General features: G+C 44.7%; 18 protein-coding genes. 11 read left to right on the plus strand and 7 right to left on the minus strand.

Going from position 1 to position 18,093, the window contains the following annotated elements:
* Window positions 1-32: 32 nt before the first annotated feature.
* Window positions 33-617: an LOG family protein gene (locus IDJ77_RS18535; protein WP_191190483.1), complete on the plus strand. Its 585-nt coding sequence runs from the start codon at window positions 33-35 to the stop codon at window positions 615-617.
* Between the two features lie 75 nt (window positions 618-692).
* On the opposite strand, the gene IDJ77_RS18540 is transcribed toward IDJ77_RS18535, so the two are convergent.
* The gene (locus tag IDJ77_RS18540) at window positions 693-1,367 is read right to left on the minus strand and encodes a hypothetical protein (RefSeq protein WP_191190484.1); all 675 of its coding nucleotides are present in this window, start codon (window positions 1,365-1,367) and stop codon (window positions 693-695) included.
* 73 nt (window positions 1,368-1,440) lie between these two features.
* Between IDJ77_RS18540 and IDJ77_RS18545 the strand changes: the two genes are divergently transcribed.
* The 6 genes from IDJ77_RS18545 to trxB all read left to right on the plus strand — a co-directional run bounded on the left by IDJ77_RS18545 (window position 1,441) and on the right by trxB (window position 6,843).
* Window positions 1,441-3,069 (plus strand): acyl-CoA carboxylase subunit beta, encoded by a 1,629-nt coding sequence (locus IDJ77_RS18545; RefSeq protein ID WP_191190485.1) that lies wholly within the window; start codon window positions 1,441-1,443, stop codon window positions 3,067-3,069.
* Between the two features lie 3 nt (window positions 3,070-3,072).
* Complete coding sequence (locus IDJ77_RS18550; protein WP_191190486.1) at window positions 3,073-3,543, plus strand: DUF3592 domain-containing protein; 471 nt, start codon at window positions 3,073-3,075, stop codon at window positions 3,541-3,543.
* A 172-nt stretch (window positions 3,544-3,715) separates the two neighbouring features.
* A complete protein-coding gene (locus IDJ77_RS18555; protein ID WP_191190487.1) occupies window positions 3,716-4,891 on the plus strand; it encodes a dipeptidase in 1,176 nt (391 codons plus the stop codon).
* Entirely contained in the window at window positions 4,891-5,064 is a 174-nt protein-coding gene (locus IDJ77_RS18560) for a hypothetical protein (protein WP_191190488.1), read from the plus strand. Before IDJ77_RS18555 ends, IDJ77_RS18560 begins: the two co-directional genes overlap by 1 nt.
* Window positions 5,065-5,067: 3 nt before the next feature.
* A complete protein-coding gene (locus IDJ77_RS18565) occupies window positions 5,068-5,784 on the plus strand; it encodes an energy transducer TonB (RefSeq protein WP_191190489.1) in 717 nt (238 codons plus the stop codon).
* A 102-nt stretch (window positions 5,785-5,886) separates the two neighbouring features.
* A complete protein-coding gene (gene trxB, locus IDJ77_RS18570) occupies window positions 5,887-6,843 on the plus strand; it encodes a thioredoxin-disulfide reductase (RefSeq protein ID WP_191190490.1) in 957 nt (318 codons plus the stop codon).
* Window positions 6,844-7,045: 202 nt separating this feature from the next.
* Here the strand turns inward: trxB and purE are convergent, their stop codons facing one another.
* From purE to IDJ77_RS18590, 4 genes are read right to left on the minus strand one after another with little or no spacing between them, the layout of a single operon-like run.
* Window positions 7,046-7,537 (minus strand): 5-(carboxyamino)imidazole ribonucleotide mutase, encoded by a 492-nt coding sequence (gene purE / locus IDJ77_RS18575; RefSeq protein ID WP_191190491.1) that lies wholly within the window; start codon window positions 7,535-7,537, stop codon window positions 7,046-7,048.
* Window positions 7,538-7,553: 16 nt separating this feature from the next.
* The gene (locus tag IDJ77_RS18580; protein ID WP_191190492.1) at window positions 7,554-8,096 is read right to left on the minus strand and encodes a hypothetical protein; all 543 of its coding nucleotides are present in this window, start codon (window positions 8,094-8,096) and stop codon (window positions 7,554-7,556) included.
* A gap of 46 nt (window positions 8,097-8,142) precedes the next feature.
* Complete coding sequence (locus IDJ77_RS18585; protein WP_191190493.1) at window positions 8,143-8,829, minus strand: hypothetical protein; 687 nt, start codon at window positions 8,827-8,829, stop codon at window positions 8,143-8,145.
* 15 nt (window positions 8,830-8,844) lie between these two features.
* Window positions 8,845-9,984, minus strand: a complete 1,140-nt coding sequence (locus IDJ77_RS18590; RefSeq protein ID WP_191190494.1) for a 5-(carboxyamino)imidazole ribonucleotide synthase — start codon at window positions 9,982-9,984, stop codon at window positions 8,845-8,847.
* 612 nt (window positions 9,985-10,596) lie between these two features.
* Here IDJ77_RS18590 and IDJ77_RS18595 point away from each other — a divergent pair.
* Window positions 10,597-12,051: an NADP-dependent isocitrate dehydrogenase gene (locus IDJ77_RS18595; RefSeq protein ID WP_191190495.1), complete on the plus strand. Its 1,455-nt coding sequence runs from the start codon at window positions 10,597-10,599 to the stop codon at window positions 12,049-12,051.
* A gap of 172 nt (window positions 12,052-12,223) precedes the next feature.
* On the plus strand, window positions 12,224-13,357 hold the full coding sequence (locus IDJ77_RS18600) for a carboxypeptidase-like regulatory domain-containing protein (RefSeq protein ID WP_191190496.1): 1,134 nt from the start codon (window positions 12,224-12,226) through the stop codon (window positions 13,355-13,357).
* 91 nt (window positions 13,358-13,448) lie between these two features.
* On the opposite strand, the gene proC is transcribed toward IDJ77_RS18600, so the two are convergent.
* Both proC and argB read right to left on the minus strand, forming a co-directional pair.
* On the minus strand, window positions 13,449-14,264 hold the full coding sequence (proC, locus tag IDJ77_RS18605; protein ID WP_191190497.1) for a pyrroline-5-carboxylate reductase: 816 nt from the start codon (window positions 14,262-14,264) through the stop codon (window positions 13,449-13,451).
* A gap of 1 nt (window position 14,265) precedes the next feature.
* Window positions 14,266-15,057 (minus strand): acetylglutamate kinase, encoded by a 792-nt coding sequence (gene argB / locus IDJ77_RS18610; RefSeq protein ID WP_191190498.1) that lies wholly within the window; start codon window positions 15,055-15,057, stop codon window positions 14,266-14,268.
* A gap of 358 nt (window positions 15,058-15,415) precedes the next feature.
* Between argB and IDJ77_RS18615 the strand changes: the two genes are divergently transcribed.
* Complete coding sequence (locus IDJ77_RS18615; RefSeq protein WP_191190499.1) at window positions 15,416-15,784, plus strand: BlaI/MecI/CopY family transcriptional regulator; 369 nt, start codon at window positions 15,416-15,418, stop codon at window positions 15,782-15,784.
* A complete protein-coding gene (locus IDJ77_RS18620; protein ID WP_191190500.1) occupies window positions 15,781-17,985 on the plus strand; it encodes a M56 family metallopeptidase in 2,205 nt (734 codons plus the stop codon). The genes IDJ77_RS18615 and IDJ77_RS18620 overlap by 4 nt, the downstream gene beginning before the upstream one ends.
* Window positions 17,986-18,093 lie beyond the last annotated feature (108 nt).

Genomic DNA, 18,093 nt, shown 5'->3' on the forward strand with positions numbered 1-18,093 from the left:
GGAATAGTTCCTTAGTTTTTATATTTGCCGCCATGAAATCCATCTGTGTATTCTGCGGCGCCAATTTTAACGGTGACCCTGTTTTAAAGCAATCAGTTGAGCAACTGGCCGAAATTATGGTAAGCCGCGATATCACGCTTGTTTACGGCGGCGGTAAGGTTGGTGTAATGGGCATACTCGCCGATGCGGTGATGGGGCGCGGCGGGAAAGTTATCGGCGTTATCCCGCAGTTTTTGATGGATAAGGAGGTAGGGCATACCGGCATTACTGAGTTACGTATTGTAGAGAACATGCACCAGCGCAAGCAGCTGATGAATGATCTTTGCGACGCCATCATTATGCTGCCCGGCGGCTTTGGTACGCTGGAAGAGTTTTTTGAAGTGCTTACCTGGCTGCAATTGGGGCTGCATAATCACCCGGTTGGCATCCTGAATACCAATGGCTTTTACGATAATCTGTTAAAGCAGATGGATGTAATGGTAGAGCAGCGCTACCTTAAACCAACCAACCGTGCATTGGTAATCTCCTCTGCCGACCCGGTAGAGCTCATCAGCTTGATGGATAAGATCGAAATAAAGCCCGATGAGGTTTGGTTTATGGACAGGAATTTGACTTAAAAGTTTACAGTTTGCGGTGGGCAGTTTGCAGTTTTTTTTGCCAACTTGAATTTAAAACTGCAAACGGGTAACTGCCTACTGCTCACTGGTTCTCACATACATCCTCACCCTATGCGTTGGCATAATACTGACGATGCCGTTGGTTTCCTGCTTGTTGGATAACACGACGTACATCTCCACGGAAACGCCGTCTTTGGAAAAATTGTCTTTCCGCTTAAATCTGCCGGTTTCTATCAGGGCAACATCATTAACGGTACCGCTTGTTTCTGCTTTCCCAAAAACCGCTTCGGCCTGTTTTTGGATGGATAGGTATTTGTCGATGTAGGGTTGCAGTGCTGTTACCGGTTGCTTTACTGCATCATGATTTTTAGCGAAATTGGTATCATCCCACTCGTACAGAATATAATTGATTGTGGAATCTTTGGTATTGGGGAAATAATACACCAACAGATCGGGCAATGATTTTTCTTTGCGGCGGAAGATCTCGGGTTGCCCAATTCCTTGCCCGCTGATGTAGTCGCTGCTTAGTTCAAATACTATGCTCTTTGCGCTCTTTTCGAAACCCCGGGCATACGCCATCGTTTTGCCTTTGATATCAAAAACGTATTGCCCGAATGAATGAGTGGCAAAGCCCGCCGTGAAAAATGCAAGTAGTACTATTTTCTTCATATCAATCATAACGCCCGTAAAACTATGGTTATTTTCCGGGTCGGGCCAATTCGCGAAATTAGGCTCGCTAAATATTATCATATAAATGATTTATTATGCATGCATATAATTCTCGTTTATTTTTCTAATTTTCGATTACCTATTATAAGCACGTATGGATCTGGAATTTAATAAGAATGAGGACGTTAACAAACAACTCGTTTACGAATTTAACACCAAACTAAAAAAGATCTTCCTTGGCGGTGGCGAAAAGGCCGCAGCCAAACAAAAAGAAAAAGGCAAAATGCTTGCCCGCGAACGTATTGCCTACCTGCTTGATGATGGTGCGCCATGGCTGGAAGTCGGCGCTTTTACCGCCGATGGTATGTATGCCGAGCATGGTGGCTGCCCAAGTGGCGGTGTAGTTTGCGGCATAGGTTATGTAAGCGGCAGGCAATGCGTTGTGGTGGCTAATGATGCCACCGTAAAGGCCGGTGCATGGTTCCCGATAACTGCTAAGAAAAATCTGCGTGCACAGGAGATAGCCATGGAAAACCGGCTGCCTATCATCTACCTGGTAGATTCGGCAGGGGTGTATTTGCCTTTGCAGGATGAGATCTTCCCGGATAAGGAACATTTTGGTCGGATCTTCCGCAATAATGCACAAATGAGCAGCATGGGTATTATCCAGATAGCCGCTATTATGGGTTCCTGCGTGGCGGGTGGCGCTTACCTGCCCATCATGAGCGATGAAGCGATGATCGTAGAAGGTACCGGTTCGGTTTTCCTGGCGGGATCATATTTGGTAAAATCGGCCATAGGGGAGGATGTGGATAATGAAACCCTTGGCGGTGCAACCACGCAATGCGAAATAAGCGGTGTAACTGACTATAAACACCCCAATGATAAAGCCTGCCTCGATTCTATCCGCAACATTATGAATAAGGTGGGCGATTATAATAAGGCCGGGTTCGACCGGATTAAACCCGCTCCGCCAAAACTGAACGAAAAAGACATTTACGGTATTTTACCCGATAACCGCGAAAAGGCCTACGATATGCGCGAGGTGATCTTCCGTCTGATAGATGATTCAGATTTTGAAGAGTATAAGGCTGGCTATGGCCAGTCCATCATTTGCGGGCTTGGCCGGGTGGATGGCTGGGCGGTTGGTATTGTGGCCAACCAGCGTAAGGTGATCAAATCAAAAAAGGGGGAGATGCAGTTTGGCGGCGTAATTTATTCCGACAGTGCCGATAAAGCCACCCGTTTTATTATGAATTGCAATCAAAAGAAGATTCCGCTGGTGTTTCTGCAGGATGTAACCGGTTTTATGGTAGGTAGCCGCAGCGAACATGGCGGCATCATCAAAGATGGTGCTAAAATGGTGAACGCCGTCGCCAATTCTGTTGTGCCTAAATTTACTATTGTGATAGGCAACTCCTACGGAGCGGGCAACTATGCCATGTGCGGCAAAGCTTATGATCCAAGGCTGATATACGCCTGGCCATCGGCGAAAATAGCTGTAATGGGTGGCGCGCAGGCGGCCAAAGTATTGGTGCAGATGCAGTCAGCCGGCTTAAAAGCAAAAGGCGAGGAGGTGGATGATGTAAAAGAAGCCGAACTACTTAAACAAACTACCGACCGCTATAACGCCCAAACCACGCCATATTACGCCGCCGCCAGGCTTTGGGTAGATGGCATCATCGATCCATTGGAAACCCGCAAGGTGATATCCATGGGGATAGAGGCGGCTAACCATGCGCCGATTGAGAAAGCTTTTAATGTTGGAATTATACAAACGTAAGGTATGCTGAATCTTATTATCGCGGCAAGTTATACTTCAACCCATGTAAGCATTAATAATATTTATTATCAATGTGCAGTAGTTATTGCTATCGGCATAACAGCTATTTATGCCGGTGTAATAAAATTTATCAGGCGGGCAAAATTCATGAAGAACGGTGTTTGGACTGAGGGAGAAGTGATAAAAATAATAGAGGTTGCTGGCAGCGATGATAAACCGGTTTATTATCCGGTGATCACTTACACTACACTTGAAAACGAGGTGATCACCACCCACTATGATGCGATGCAAAGCAGGCCCAGTTTATATTCTTTAAATGAAAAGGTCCCGGTGGTTTACGACCCGGCAGATAAAAGGGAATATATAATTGATAACAAGTCTGGCAAGGCTGGAGCCTGGATCTTCCTGGTATTTGGTCTGTTGTTTTTACTGTTTGGCTTGTTTCGTCTACTATCCTTTAATCAATTTGCATAAATGATTAACATAGGCATATCAGACTGTACCTATTTTAATAATTTGCTGCACAATATTTATTTTTTTTCTCGCAAAGATCGCTAACAGTAACTACTCAATACCGGAATTCAGGAATTGGTGAAATTCGAGCCATTCGTGAAATTCGTGTCAATATTTTCTCTATCTTCCAACCATGAAAAAACTTTTGCTCCCGTTTCTACTACTTGCCGCCCTAAAACTTTCGGCACAGGATGTAGAAAAGATCCATCAGAAAGCTATCCTGGTTGATACGCATAATGATATCATCTCCAACGAATTGATTACTGGCAACGACGCCGGCAAATTGCAAACCACGGGTAATTTCGACCTGGTGCGCGCCAAAACCGGCGGACTGGACGTGCAGGTTTTCTCTATCTGGTGCGGCGACCAATATGGAAACGGCACAGCTTATGCATACGCTAACCGCGAGATAGATTCGCTGCAGGCATTGGTGCGCCGCAACCCTGATAAGATGGTATGGGTAACTAACTCCAGAGACCTTAAAAAAGCGGTTAAACAACATAAACTGGCAACCATGATAGGGGTGGAAGGCGGCCATATGATAGAAGACCGGCTGGATTACGTGGACAGCCTGGTAAAACGCGGTATGTGCTACCTCACCCTCACCTGGAACAACAGCACCAGCTGGGCAACCTCCGCAAGAGATGAAACCCTGCATGGCGATACGCTAAAGCACAAAGGTTTAACTGAACTGGGCAAACAGATCGTTCGCAAACTGAACGATGACGGTGTAATGATAGACCTGTCGCACCCCGGCGAACAAACATTTAAAGATGTAATGGCCATTACCACCAAGCCTGTAATAGCATCGCACAGCTGCGTATACGCCTTAAACCCGCATCGCCGTAACCTTAAGGATTACCAGTTAAAAGCTATTGCTGATAATGGTGGAGTGGTTTTTCTTAATTTTTATAGTGGCTTTATAGACAGCACCTACGAAGGTAAGCACGCAGCATTTATGGCCAGGCACAAACCGCAATTTGATTCGTTGCGCGTGATTTACAAAGATTACGACCTCGCCAGCATCCGCCTTAACGAACTGAATAAAGCCGAAGCAGATCAACTGCGCCCACCGCTTAGTATGCTCATCAAACACATTGATTATATGGTGAAAATGATGGGTGCAGACCATGTAGGCATCGGCTCCGATTTCGATGGTGCAGAATCGTATCCTTTAGGATTAGATAGCGTTACCGATTATTCAAAGATCACCGCCGAGCTGTTTAAAATTGGCTATTCAAAAAAAGATGTAGAAAAAATCTTGGGCGGGAATTTCATTAGGGTGCTAAAGGCTAACAAAGGAAAATAATGAAAAGATATTTAGCATTGACTTTATTAACGTTGATGACTGTAGCGGCGCAGGCACAAGTGCGCAAACTTTTTATCAATAAAAATGGGGATGTCACCAAAGACTCGCTGAAAGCTACTTCGTATAAATTGTATCAAAAACTTCCTGATTCGTCCTGGCTGGCTGCCCAGTAAGATATGAGGAATGTGCTGATGTTTAAAGGTACCTTTCTTGATGAAGAATTGACAGTTCCTCATGGGAAGGCTTCCTATTATAAGCTCGCGGTGAACCAGCGGCAGGTATCAGAGCACCAGTCGGCAATGGATACTACACTGCAGGTTTACCGTACAGGCTATTATTTAAACGGGAAAAAGGAAGGGAATTGGGTAGAATATTTTTTAAATGGAAATATGCAAATGATAAGGTCTTTTGTAGCTGATACGCTGGATGGGCCTTACAAGGAATTTGATTTTAGCGGTAGGTTGTTTAGACAGGGTAACTACTTGAAAGGCGACAGGGAAGGCGACTGGTATCTGTACTATACCGATAGCACGGTACAGGTTTGTACCAGGTTCAGAAAAAACCGATTTATAGATATGACGGAGTATAGCCGGGAAGACCTGATGCATGGCGCTTATCCTAATTTTAATTTTAGCCGGTATATTCTTAAAAGTTTAAAGAATTTGGGATTACCACCTATTACGGGCAATGTTATTGTTGCTTTTACCATAACCGAGGATGGAACGCTGAATGATCCAAAACTCGAAGTTGGAGTAAACCCTATATTGGATAAGGCAATAATTGACGCCATTAGTAAAAGCCCGAAGTGGGTGAGTGCCCGAAAGAAAAAAGTCCCGGTTTCTCAAACATCCAGTTTTGTTTTTTCCTATAGGAATGTAAAGGAAGATGAATAGTCGACCACCAGCACAAGCATCAAATGTATGGCAATATGCTGACCATTGCCTATTGCCCTGCTCCGCAATAAAACGTAAATTCGCATCATATTTTAGAATAAAATGTCACAAGATATTGAACACGTTAAATGCCTTATCATAGGTTCGGGACCGGCAGGTTATACAGCGGCTATTTATGCGTCGCGCGCCGATCTTAAACCAGTAATGTATACTGGTATGCTGGCCGGTGGGCAGCTTACCCAAACTACCGATGTAGAGAACTTTCCCGGTTACCCGGATGGCATCATGGGCCCCGAAATGATGGAGGATTTTCGCAAACAGGCAGAACGCCTGGGTACCGATATCCGCTTTGGCTACGTAAGTTCTGTTGATTTTTCATCATTGCCGCATAAAGTGGTTGTTGATGAAAGCAAAACCATTTTGGCCGATACGGTTATTATTTCTACGGGTGCCTCAGCAAAATGGCTGGGCCTCGAGTCGGAACAAAAATATAGTGGCTTTGGTGTTTCGGCATGTGCCGTATGCGATGGGTTCTTTTTTAAAGGGCAGGATGTGGCCATTGTAGGGGCAGGAGATACCGCCGCCGAGGAAGCAACATACCTGGCTAAATTGGCCCGTAAGGTTTACATGATCGTTCGCCGGGATGAGTTCCGCGCCTCAAAAGCAATGGTTCACCGCGTGCTGAACACGCCAAACATCGAGATCCTTTACAATACCGATACCATTGAAATATTAGGCGATGGCCAAAGCGTTAATGCCGTTAAGGTATGCAATAACGTAACTAACGAGACCTCGGTTTTGGATGTTACCGGCTTCTTTGTAGCCATTGGCCACAAACCAAACACCGATATTTTCCGCGGCGTGATCCACATGGATGAAACAGGTTATATAATAACCCGCCCCGGTTCTACCGAAACCAATATAGAAGGTGTGTTTTGCTGTGGCGACGCGCAAGACCATATCTACCGCCAGGCAGTTACCGCTGCAGGCACAGGCTGTATGGCTGCTATTGATGCTGAGCGTTATTTAGCTGCTAAAGAGCACGTGGTAACAGCGTAATTTTATAGTCTTAAGTCGAAAGCCCTAAGTTTTGAGTCATTTGACTTAAACTTAGGGCTTTTTATTTCCCCGCGTCATTGCGAGGGAAGCGTAGCGACGAAGCAATCATCGGTAGGCAGAGCGGATATGCAAAGCCGCTCTGCCTACCGATGATTGCCACGCTATTGCTCGCAAGGACGATGGGAGAATAAGTTCGTATTTCTTACCCCTCCATCTCTTTCGCCGATTCTTCCACCTTCCTCGCCAGTTCCTCTTTAAAAGCTTTCAAATTAGCAACGAGGTATTCATCTGCTGTAGATAGTATCTGAGCTGCCAATATTCCTGCATTTTTTGCCGCGTTTAACGCCACGGTTGCAACCGGGATACCGTTTGGCATTTGCAATATGCTGAGGATAGAATCCCATCCATCGATAGAGTTGCTTGATTTTACAGGCACGCCTATTACAGGCAAATGCGTTAACGATGCCACCATTCCCGGTAAATGCGCGGCACCACCGGCACCGGCAATAATTACTTTGATGCCACGGTCGGCGGCGGCACGGGCGTAGCTGAACATCCTGTCGGGCGTGCGGTGGGCCGATACCACGGTTATCTCGTAATCTACCCCCAGTTCTTTTAAAACATCCGCTGCGTCCTGCATAATTACAAGGTCGGATTTGCTGCCCATGATGATGGCTATTTTTGCTTGGCTCATTGGTTTGTATATTTTGTTATAACTGCTTTGCAGTTGCTTTTGTAACCGTAAAAGAATTTAAAAACCGCTCGCGTTCGGCATTCATTGCGGGCTGGTTGTCATCATAAACCGTAAAATTATACATAAATAATGTTTGGTCAAGATAAACTATCCGCTGGTACACCGTGAATTTCCTTGAAGTAGATGCATCTAAATATTTAAACTCTACTGCTTTGTACTTATCTACCGCTATTTGTTTGGTATACAATAGCTTGCGGTTTTGTGTGGAATCTGCCGCACCATCTACCACGCCCGAATAAAACAGGTCGAGATCTTTAGATGATTTAATAATTACCCGGGCAGTATCGATATTGATAACGATGACAATATAGTTGTTTGTAGGTTTGGCCAGCTTGTAAAATTTGCCTAAACCGTTAGGTACCTCCGACTCCTGCGGAGCATTCTGGAAGGTGATGGTAGCAATACCTGCAAGATTTTGTTTAACAGGTGCCTGTCCAAAAACCGCATTCGTTGCAGTCAGGATAACCAAAAGTATAGTGGCATAAGGCTTTTTTATCATCTTAAAACTATTACAGATTGCGTGTGAATTAACGAGGGCGTAATCATCATTTAAAGTCTTCCTCGCTCCATTGTTTTTTTCTTTTTGAGCTGGTTAGCTTCCTGAGGAGTAGAACTATCCCTGCTATAATAATTATAAAAATAGCGATAAATGTAAGTACGCCTATAACCTTGCCGACCTTAACGCCGTTGCTGTAGGCCTCGGCATCTTTTACCGCTGATGCGCTTTGAACTTTAAATCCATCAAAAAATTTGGTAAGCGCAGGATGATCTTTTGATAAAGAGTCAGCCGCTAATACAGCGCAACTTAATATTGTATCATTTAAACACACCGCACGCTGATAAGTATAGGTGTTTTGACCTTTTAAAATTGCTTTATAGGCAAATTCAATTCCTTCATTGCCGTTGATGTTTAATTTATTCTTATAGAAAAGCTTGCCTTTAGTACTTTGCAATGATCCTTTGATGTAACTGTTGTACAGTGAATCGGGACTGTTTCTTGTGAGTAAATCTTTTAAGTTACCGCTTACATCTGATGCCTGCGCTAAATATGAAACACCTTTGTAATTGGTAAGATAAATACCAAGGCCTTTGTAATTCTGAACCTTAGGAGTGTCGGGCATTAACACAGATCCTAATGTGCCAAGCTGCTGTTTATACTTGTATTGGCCAAAAACACTTAGTGAAATGAGCATCAAAGTTGATACTGTGATAAAAGGTTTATTCGCCATCATTTATAAACAATTCAGTTAAGCAATAACTTTCAACGTCTCCTGTACATACCTTGCTTTCTCTATCGCTTTCTCCCTGTCGTTATCAACAATGGTAACATGCCCCATTTTGCGGAAGGGTTTGGTAAGTGCCTTGCCATATAAGTGTAAATATACGCCAGGGCATTTTAATATCTTCTCTATTCCCTGGTAAACTGCGGGGCCTTCATAGCCGGCCTCTCCCAAAACGTTCACCATAATGGCATTACTCAGGCAGGCGGTGTCGCCCAGGGGCTGGTTAAATATGGCGCGCAGGTGTTGTTCGAATTGCGAAACCACATTGCCCTCGATGCTTTGGTGGCCGCTGTTGTGCGGGCGTGGGGCTAATTCATTTACTAATATTTTGCCGTGCTTATCTAAAAACATTTCCACCGCCAATAAACCTACAATGTTCAGCGTTTCGGCAATCTTTTTGGCAATGCTTTCAGCTTCCTGCTGTATTTCGAACGGCAGGGTAGAGGGGGATATTAAAAACTCTACCAGGTTGGCTTCGGGGTTAAACTCCATCTCTACCAGCGGGAAGGTTTTTGTTTCGCCGCTTTCGTTACGGGCCACTATAACGCCAATTTCCTTTTCAAAATCTATCATGCGTTCTACCAGGCTGGGCTCGGTAAAGGCGCCGGCGAGGTAACTTTCGTCTAAAACTTTGTAAACGCCCTTGCCATCGTAACCATCTCTACGGAGTTTTTGGATATAAGGGAAGGGGATATGGCTTTCTTTTAATTGCTGTGCCGATGAAATGATCTGGAACTCGGCGGTGGGGATCTCGTTTTCTTTAAAGAATTGCTTTTGCAGGCCCTTATCCTGTATCAAACGGATAATACGCGATTGCGGGTAAACAACAACGCCCTCTTTCTCCAGCTGCTCCAGCGCGTCAACGTTTACTTTTTCTATCTCAATGGTAAGCAGGTCTACCTTTTTGCCGAAATTGTAAACGGTTTCGTAATCGCTCAGCGAACCTATTACAAACTCGTTGCATAGCCGGCGGCAGGGAGCCTCGCGGTCGGGGTCTAAAACCTTAACGGTAACATTGTAATTAATGGCCTGCTGTATCAGCATGCGGCCAAGCTGGCCTCCGCCTAAAATCCCTAATCGTAAATCGCCGTAAAATGCTTTCATCGTGTGCGGCAAATTTAGCCTAAATCTTTTAAAATGGGGTAAATCAATTTAGTTTACCTCTTCTTTCAAGGGTGGAGTATTGTTCGGTGTTAGATTCTTAAAGAAAAAGTATCCTAAAACTAAAGTGAACGAAAGTACAGTGATTGAATACGCCTCAATGTCCCCTGATTGTAGCTTTAACAATCCCGAAAAAAAATGACTAATAATATAATTACAGGCGTGATAAAACAGGCAATAAAAGCTTTTCGCTTATTATTGGCGAAATATGCAGAGATAAGAATGCCCACAGACGCCGTAAATATCAGCTGTAAGTTGATAAAAAGGCTACCGGCAATGATCATATAGAAAACGCGGATATCGTCAGCATCGCCCTGGATCAATAGTACATAAACCGACAATAAAATTATCGTCAACAAAAAAGAGAAGAAATAAATTAAGAAAAGTAGCCTGCCTATTCTCATTTATATGTTGTTAATTATCATCCACACAAATTAATAATTAATCTGTTAAAGCCACAGCGCTATGTCACAAATTGATTGCGATAGCGGTGTCGGTGTAAAAAAAGGCCTTAAAACCGTACCTTTGCGCCGTTTTTTAATATAACACGTTCTTATGAAAACCAAAATAGCAGTTGCAAAAGGCGACGGGATAGGCCCCGAGATAATGGCCGCCGTGTTGAGGATTTTTGATGCCGCAAACGTACAGCTCGAATACGAGTATGTAGAGATGGGTAAATCCTATTTCGATGCCGGGCACTCCACCGGGATGACCGCCGCCGCCAAAGAAACTATCGAACGCCTGGGCCTCTTGTTTAAAGGCCCAATGGAAACCCCGAAAGGTAAGGGTGTAAAAAGCATTAACGTTACCGCCCGTAAAGTGTGGAATACGTACGCCAACCAGCGCGATTTCCGCTCATTAAACGGTGTTGATACCGTTTTCTCTAAAGCAGGTATCCCTATCAACTTAACCATCGTTCGCGAAAATATTGAAGATACCTACGGAGGTATTGAGCACTTGCTTACAAGTGATGTAGCTGTTGGCCGCCGCATTATTACCCGCCCGGGCTCTGCCCAGGTAATTCGTTATGCTTTTGAGATGGCCCGCCGTAAAGGTTATACCAAGCTGGCCTGTGGCCACAAAGCAAATATCATGAAACTTACCGATGGCCTTTTCCTCGAAACTTTCCAGGAGATAGCCAAAGAATACCCGGATATCGAATCATCTGATATCATTGTGGATGACCTGTGTATGAAACTGGTTTCGCGCCCGGAGATGTTCCAAGCCATCGTGTTAACTAACCTGCAGGGCGATATCGTATCCGACCTTTGTGCTGGTTTGGTTGGCGGACTTGGTTTTGCCCCATCTGCCAACATCGGTGATAATATCTCTATTTTCGAGGCAGTACACGGCACCGCGCCGGATATTGCAGGCCGTGGTGTGGCTAACCCTACTGCTTTACTGTTATCAGGTATATTAATGCTGCGTTACTTAGGCGCTACAACAGCCGCAGCCAGTATTGAAAATGCGTTGCTATATACTTTAGAGCAAGGTATACACACGGGAGATTTTGGCGACCGTTCCACACCGTCTGCCGATACAAATACATTTGCTGACGCCGTTATTGCAAACCTTGGTCAGCTGCCGCAAAAAGGCGTTGTGATTGCTCAGCCTGATTTTGAATATAAGGCGACCCACGGTCATCCTTTAAAAAATAAGCTTACCGTTAGCACTAATGTGCAAGAAGAAATGGTTGGTGTGGACGTTTTCGTAGAATCGAAGGCGCAGCCTACAGAACTGGCCGAACTGGCAAAACGTAAATCAACTGATAACTTTCAGCTGGTGATGATCTCTAACCGCGGTACACAGGTATGGCCAACCGGTTCTATCTTTACCGAACTGGTGAACGAGTACCGCATCCGTTTTGAGAAAAAGGAAGGCACCACCATCACCCAAAAAGAGATCCTGCACATCGCAGCAGACCTGTCCGAAGATTTTAAAGTGTGCTCGGTTGAGTTCCTGATGAAATTTGGCGGTAAAATAGGCTATACTTTGGCGCAGGGGCAGTAGCTTTAAGCCGAACGTTTTAATTCGAAGGTTAAGGCTCGTCACATTAAATGACGGGCCTTTTTTTTGTTTTTTTTGCTTCTCAGCCAAAAAAACCGAACCAGATATTTTGATATATTTATACCACCAATGTACCAACGCCGCCCCGGGGCGTTTAAATGTAATCTATCATGACATGTTTAAAGAAAACACAAAGATCTGCTGTTTTTTATGGTTAGGAATATTTTTTTCCTTCCATGTTTTTGCGCAAAGGGTTGTAACCGTTAGCGGTACGGTTAATGATGACAAAGGCACCCTGCCGGGAGCTACCGTTTTTTTAACGGGGACAAAATACATTACTGCTACTAACCTTAGCGGCGATTTTAAATTCAGTAAGGTGCCACCGGGGAACTATTCGTTGATCGTTAAAATGATGGGGTACAGTCCGTTTTTAAAACAGATAATGGTGGGCGAGGAGGACGTTAACTTAAATATACTGCTTAAAGTAAGCACCGCGCAGCTCAGCGAGGTTGTTATAAAGCCAAACACAAAGGAGTGGTATAAAAACCTGGAGTTGTTTAAAGCGCAGTTTTTGGGCGAGAACGCCAACGCTAAGCAATGCCAGATATTAAACGCCGAGGTTTTGGATTTGGATTACAATAAAGAACGACATATACTTAAGGCGGGGAGTGAAGAGCTACTGAAAATAGAAAATAAGGCGCTTGGTTACCGTTTAACCTACCTGCTTATTAATTTTGAATACGATAGCCGGAAAAATACAGTTGTTTACCAGGGGTATCCATCTTTTGAGAACATGGCGGGAACACCGGAGGAAGAAGCTGCCTGGAAAGAAAAAAGGGCTACGGCGTACCAGGGTTCGATACAGCATTTTATAAGTTCGTTATATAATAACGATACAAAACAACAGGGCTTTATGGTTTATGAACTGGCTAAATGGACCCCGGGCGGCAACGGATACGTAGCCCGTAAAGATTCCTTGGTACGTAAAAGGCGCGTAGACGTGGATACGATGATAACATCGGTTAATAAGAACTACAAAAAATTTGGCTTTAGCAGGGCTTTGTTTGTTGTTTATCTTAAACAAAAAGAGGACATACAATACCAGGCAAATGGTTATAGCTTAAGCACACTGTATAACGATAAACGACTGGATGAGGGGCAATCTTCCATTATCAACCTGGAAGCGCCATCTGTTGTTATAGATGCCAAAGGGGCGTTCTATAAACCACAGGACCTGTTTTTTGAAGGCTACATGGGCTGGCAAAAAATCGCCAATTTAACCCCGTTCGGGTTTAATGGAGGAAGTTAGGGGTTGCAGGGAATTAAGAACCAGGAAGCAAGAAGTCAAGAGACAAGAATCAAGAGCAGATACTACGTCTTGATTCTTGTCTCTTATTTAACTACTCGCTCTTATAAAGCACCCCTGCTTTCTCGGCAGAAACTTTAATCCCTTTGATCATAGCGGAGCTGAAGCCATTGTGCTCCATTTCGTTGAGGCCTGCAATGGTGCAGCCCTTTGGCGACGTTACTTTATCAATTTCCTGTTCCGGGTGCGATGCAAGCTGTAGTAGCAGGTCGGCAGCACCTTTGGCGGTTTGCGCGGCCATTTTAAGGGCATCATGCGCGTGGAAACCTATTTCGGTACCGCCTTGTGAGGCAGCACGGATAGAACGCAGGAAGAAAGCGATGCCGCAGGCGCAAAGCGCCGTGGCGCTGGTCATCAGTTCTTCGTTTATCTGGATGGTAACGCCAACGGTATCGAACAACGATTTCACCAGGCTGATGTTGGCATCTGAAGCGGTATCGGTAGCAATACAGGTCATGCTGTGGCCAATGGCAATAGCCGTGTTCGGCATAGCGCGGATCACCTGCACATCCAAAGCAAGCTGCTTGCGGATATCCGCACAGCTTACACCCGATACTACGGAGATGAGGAGGTGTTTGCTTTCCTGTGCAGTGGGCTGTATCTCATCCAGCAATTTATTTAGCTGTTGCGGCAATATAGCTAAAACCACTATATCGGCCTTGCTCACGGCTTCGGCATTGTTGGCGGTTACATTATATCCTTCCGCTGCCAGGGGTCCAAGGGCCACTGTATTGCGGCGTGTTAATGTAATTTGCTGCGGGGCAAATATGCCGGCTTTCACCAGGCCTTTAGCCAAAGCCAAACCAATGTTTCCGCTGCCTAATATGGCAATATGTTGTTGTGTGTTCATCTTATTTGCTTAAACGTGTACCAAATCCCTTTTTATTTTCCAAGTGCGCCAGGTCGTCCGAATGACCGATAATTACGGCTTTCACCCCGCAGGAGATAGCGGTAAAAGCGTTATCCAGCTTGGGCAGCATGCCGCTGTGGATCACCTTTTCTATTTTTAATTTCTCGTACCGTTCCGGGTCAATCTCCCTGATCAGGGAATCATCATCATTTACATCCATCAGCACACCTTTCTTTTCAAAGCAGTACACCAGTGTGGTTTCATACTTGCCGGATAGCGCCACCGCCAGCGCGGAAGCGATTGTATCGGCATTGGTGTTCAGCATTTGCCCTTCGCCATCGTGCGTTAAGGCACAAAAGACCGGGCTGAACCCACCGTCCAGTAGTTTGCTGATGTTATCCGGGTTGATAGAACCCTCGAAGAGGTCGCCTACAAACCCGTAATCAATGGTTTTAACCGGGCGTTTTTTTGCGCGGATAAAATCACCGTCGGCACCTGTGAGCCCGATGGCGTTGGTGCCATAGCGCTGTAATTGTGCTACAATGTTTTTATTGATCAGCCCGGCGTAAACCATGGTAACTATGCGCAGGGTGTCGATATCTGTAATGCGGCGCCCGTCAACCATTTGCGCCTCAATACCCATGCTTTCGCCTATCTGGGTGGCTACTTTGCCGCCGCCGTGAACAAGGATCTTATAGCCTTTTAAGGCGGTAAAGTCCTTTAAAAAGCGGTGCAGGTTTTCCGAGTTATCAATAACGTTGCCGCCAATTTTGATGATGTGCAGGGCTTGCATGGTATTATATATAAGTTCGATGGCAATTATAGGGAATTTTTAGGGGAAATTGAGGGTTGCGGCTATTTAACCAAAGGAAATGGCATTTAAAACAGAACCACTAACCATGTGGATTTTTTTAGGCTTGTTCGCGTTCGGCACGGGGCGCGAACAGCCCGAACAAGTGTATCGTCCTAAAGAATCTTTAAGCAATTTCTTCCATCAAAGCATATGCTAACCTCTGTTTCTTTCTTTGTAGACGCTGTGGTCAAAAAATTAATATCCTAATAATCAGAATAATACACGGTAAAACTGCAAAATCAATTATATAACGTAAAATATAGTTGTAAAACTGAAAACTAAGTTATAGATTTGATTTATGGAAGAGTTAACCCGCACCGAAGAACGCGTAATGCAAATTTTATGGAAGCTGAAGAAAGCTTTTGTAAAGGATATTATTGATGCCCTGCCGGATGATCCTAAGCCGCCTTATAACACCATCTCATCGGTGGTACGACTGCTGGAGAAGAAGGGCTATGTAGATTATAAGGCCTATGGCAAAACCTATGAGTACTTCCCCGCCATCAGCAAAGCGGAGTACCGTAAGGAATCGTTCAAGAAAATGTTCACCGGGTATTTTGATAATTCGGTGGAGAGCCTTTTATCCTTTATGGTGAAGGAAGAAAAACTGGGCGACGAGGACATTAAAAAGATCCGGGAAATGATCGACAAAAACTCAAAAAAATGAAAACACTCATCTATTTGCTGCAGGTATCGGCATGTACCGGTATCTTCTACTCATTCTACTTCCTGTTTTTAAGGAGGCTGACATTTTTTACCTTAAACCGCTGGTATTTGCTGGTAACACTACTGCTGAGTTTTGTGATACCCACCTTAACCTTTAAGGTTGATACAGCAGCCCCTTCGCCAATGCTGGAGCCGGTGATGTATGTGCAGCAGATCCAAACCATACCGCAGCCTCAATATACGGTAGATGTTGCCAAATCCGCTCCGCCGTTCGATTGGATGGCCGCGCTGCAAATATTTTACGTTGCCATCGCGGTAATTTCTGTAGCACACCTGCTGTTTACGCTTACTGCGTTTTTCCGGCGCATGGGTAACAAAAAGCTCATGCAGATAGGCCATGTAAAAGTGCTTAAGGGTACTAAAAAGCAGGGCAACAGCTCCTTCCTGAACGTAATATTTATTAACGACGAAGAGCTGGAGCCCGAGGAGATAAAACAGATCATCACCCACGAGATGCTGCATGTAAGGCTGATGCATTCGGCCGACAGGATAATTGCCCGTGTGGTACAAATAGCCATATGGTTTAACCCCTTCGCCTACCTGTATATGCGTTCGATAGAAGAGAACCACGAATTTGAGGTGGACCGAATTGCCGCCGGTAAGGACGAAAAGGGCATTTACGCGCAGCTGCTGTTTAAGCTGGCCGTATCGGGCCAAAGCTACCTGTTCCACAGTTTTAGTAAAGTACCGCTTAAAAAGCGCATTGCCATGTTATTTAACAAACCAACATCAAATATGAAAAAGATAATTTACCTGCTTATTTTACCCGTGGTAATGATAAGCTGCCTGGCATTTGCCAACTTACGGTCCGACAAAAAACTGAGCGTAGTAGATGACCTGAGCTTATTAGGTAAGCATCCCCTGGTAATCATCGACGGAAAAGAATACAGCGATGATATGCTTTATAAAATAGGCGCAAAATGTGTATTGGGGATAAGCACCTATAACCCACCCGTTGCGAAACCTGCATATGCAAAGTATGGCGAAAAAGTAAAGGACGGCCTGGTTATCATCAGCACCAAAAACCATCAGATCACCTATCAAACAGCCATCGAGAGAGAAAATCTCGCAAAAAAAGCGGCTGTGCCCAATAACCAGTTTTATGCGCGGTTGAAGCTTAAAAAAGAGGATGGAAGCCGCTTTGATAAATGCATAGTGCGTTTACCATCGGGCGGACGGGTAACCACTGACCTTAAAACCGATGAGCCTATCGTCTTTATTGCCGATGGCAAGGTTTTTACAGAGCAGGAAATAAGCAAAGTAGAAGACTATGTAAAAACGCATAAGATATATAGCTGGACGGCAGGCGAAAGCTACAAGGGTAAAACCGACCGGGATATCAGCGCCAATGCAAGCTATTTCGGTTTCTTAAGCAGGGCAGGCGATACCACTATCGGCAATAATAAATACCGCCAAAAGGTGTATCGTAACGGTAAACGCGTGCTTCCTGACCCAATTAACCGTAAAACTTTTGAGGATTACAATAATTCCGACAAGGGAAGACACGATAGGGAAGCTGCCAAAAGAGTATCGGGCAAAGCGCTTACTTTTAAAGTAGTTGGTACGGTAGATACCACTTATAGTAATATGTTTGCCGGTCACCTTAAGGGCTATAAAGTAATGCAGGGCAACGATGAATATGTGCTGCAAACAGGAGGGAAGTACAAGACTATAGCAGGTTTGGTACAGCCGGGGGATGAGATAGAAATAAACGTATCCACCTGCCTCTACGGCAATGACTCGCCATTGACCATCTCGCCGGAAACCATTACGAAAGGCGGCAAAGTCATCTTTCAGGCCGAAAAGCAAGAGCTGCCTCAATACGCGTTCCTTTATGAAGCCAATCGCGTACGTTTTACCGATGGCAAAATAACCGATGTGCAGAAATACCCCAACGGTAACTGGAAAAGCGCGGTGGTGCAGGTAGCTAACGGTTACAGGATAAAATTCAATCTTAAATCATCAGCACCGGCTGTGAAAAATATAGTCGCCGGCGATCATGTATGGCTCCGTTTTGTGCACGAAGTGAAAACAGGAGCAAAGGAGTATATCGTTAACGACTGGGTATCCTTAAGCAACAACGTACGAGACTATGGTGTTAAAAACCCCGAGTACTTTTATAAATATTATGAGAAAATATAAGTTCTTTGGCCGCTAAAACAGACCATTGCAAAGCCGGAAAATTCACCCTTTTCCGGCTTTGTTTTGTTCCGGCAACGATAATCTGCTATAAAAAAACGGCCATTAAAA

The sequence above is a fragment of the Mucilaginibacter pankratovii genome (assembly GCF_014773265.1).
Lineage (GTDB): Bacteria > Bacteroidota > Bacteroidia > Sphingobacteriales > Sphingobacteriaceae > Mucilaginibacter > Mucilaginibacter pankratovii.

Coding starts and splice junctions, on each gene's coding strand:
- IDJ77_RS18535 (WP_191190483.1), top strand. CDS start 33: ATGAAATCCATCTGTGTATTCTGCGGCGCCAATTTTAACGGTGACCCT.
- IDJ77_RS18540 (WP_191190484.1), bottom strand. CDS start 1,367: ATGATAATATTTAGCGAGCCTAATTTCGCGAATTGGCCCGACCCGGAA.
- IDJ77_RS18545 (WP_191190485.1), top strand. CDS start 1,441: ATGGATCTGGAATTTAATAAGAATGAGGACGTTAACAAACAACTCGTT.
- IDJ77_RS18550 (WP_191190486.1), top strand. CDS start 3,073: ATGCTGAATCTTATTATCGCGGCAAGTTATACTTCAACCCATGTAAGC.
- IDJ77_RS18555 (WP_191190487.1), top strand. CDS start 3,716: ATGAAAAAACTTTTGCTCCCGTTTCTACTACTTGCCGCCCTAAAACTT.
- IDJ77_RS18560 (WP_191190488.1), top strand. CDS start 4,891: ATGAAAAGATATTTAGCATTGACTTTATTAACGTTGATGACTGTAGCG.
- IDJ77_RS18565 (WP_191190489.1), top strand. CDS start 5,068: ATGAGGAATGTGCTGATGTTTAAAGGTACCTTTCTTGATGAAGAATTG.
- trxB (WP_191190490.1), top strand. CDS start 5,887: ATGTCACAAGATATTGAACACGTTAAATGCCTTATCATAGGTTCGGGA.
- purE (WP_191190491.1), bottom strand. CDS start 7,537: ATGAGCCAAGCAAAAATAGCCATCATCATGGGCAGCAAATCCGACCTT.
- IDJ77_RS18580 (WP_191190492.1), bottom strand. CDS start 8,096: ATGATAAAAAAGCCTTATGCCACTATACTTTTGGTTATCCTGACTGCA.
- IDJ77_RS18585 (WP_191190493.1), bottom strand. CDS start 8,829: ATGATGGCGAATAAACCTTTTATCACAGTATCAACTTTGATGCTCATT.
- IDJ77_RS18590 (WP_191190494.1), bottom strand. CDS start 9,984: ATGAAAGCATTTTACGGCGATTTACGATTAGGGATTTTAGGCGGAGGC.
- IDJ77_RS18595 (WP_191190495.1), top strand. CDS start 10,597: ATGAAAACCAAAATAGCAGTTGCAAAAGGCGACGGGATAGGCCCCGAG.
- IDJ77_RS18600 (WP_191190496.1), top strand. CDS start 12,224: ATGTTTAAAGAAAACACAAAGATCTGCTGTTTTTTATGGTTAGGAATA.
- proC (WP_191190497.1), bottom strand. CDS start 14,264: ATGAACACACAACAACATATTGCCATATTAGGCAGCGGAAACATTGGT.
- argB (WP_191190498.1), bottom strand. CDS start 15,057: ATGCAAGCCCTGCACATCATCAAAATTGGCGGCAACGTTATTGATAAC.
- IDJ77_RS18615 (WP_191190499.1), top strand. CDS start 15,416: ATGGAAGAGTTAACCCGCACCGAAGAACGCGTAATGCAAATTTTATGG.
- IDJ77_RS18620 (WP_191190500.1), top strand. CDS start 15,781: ATGAAAACACTCATCTATTTGCTGCAGGTATCGGCATGTACCGGTATC.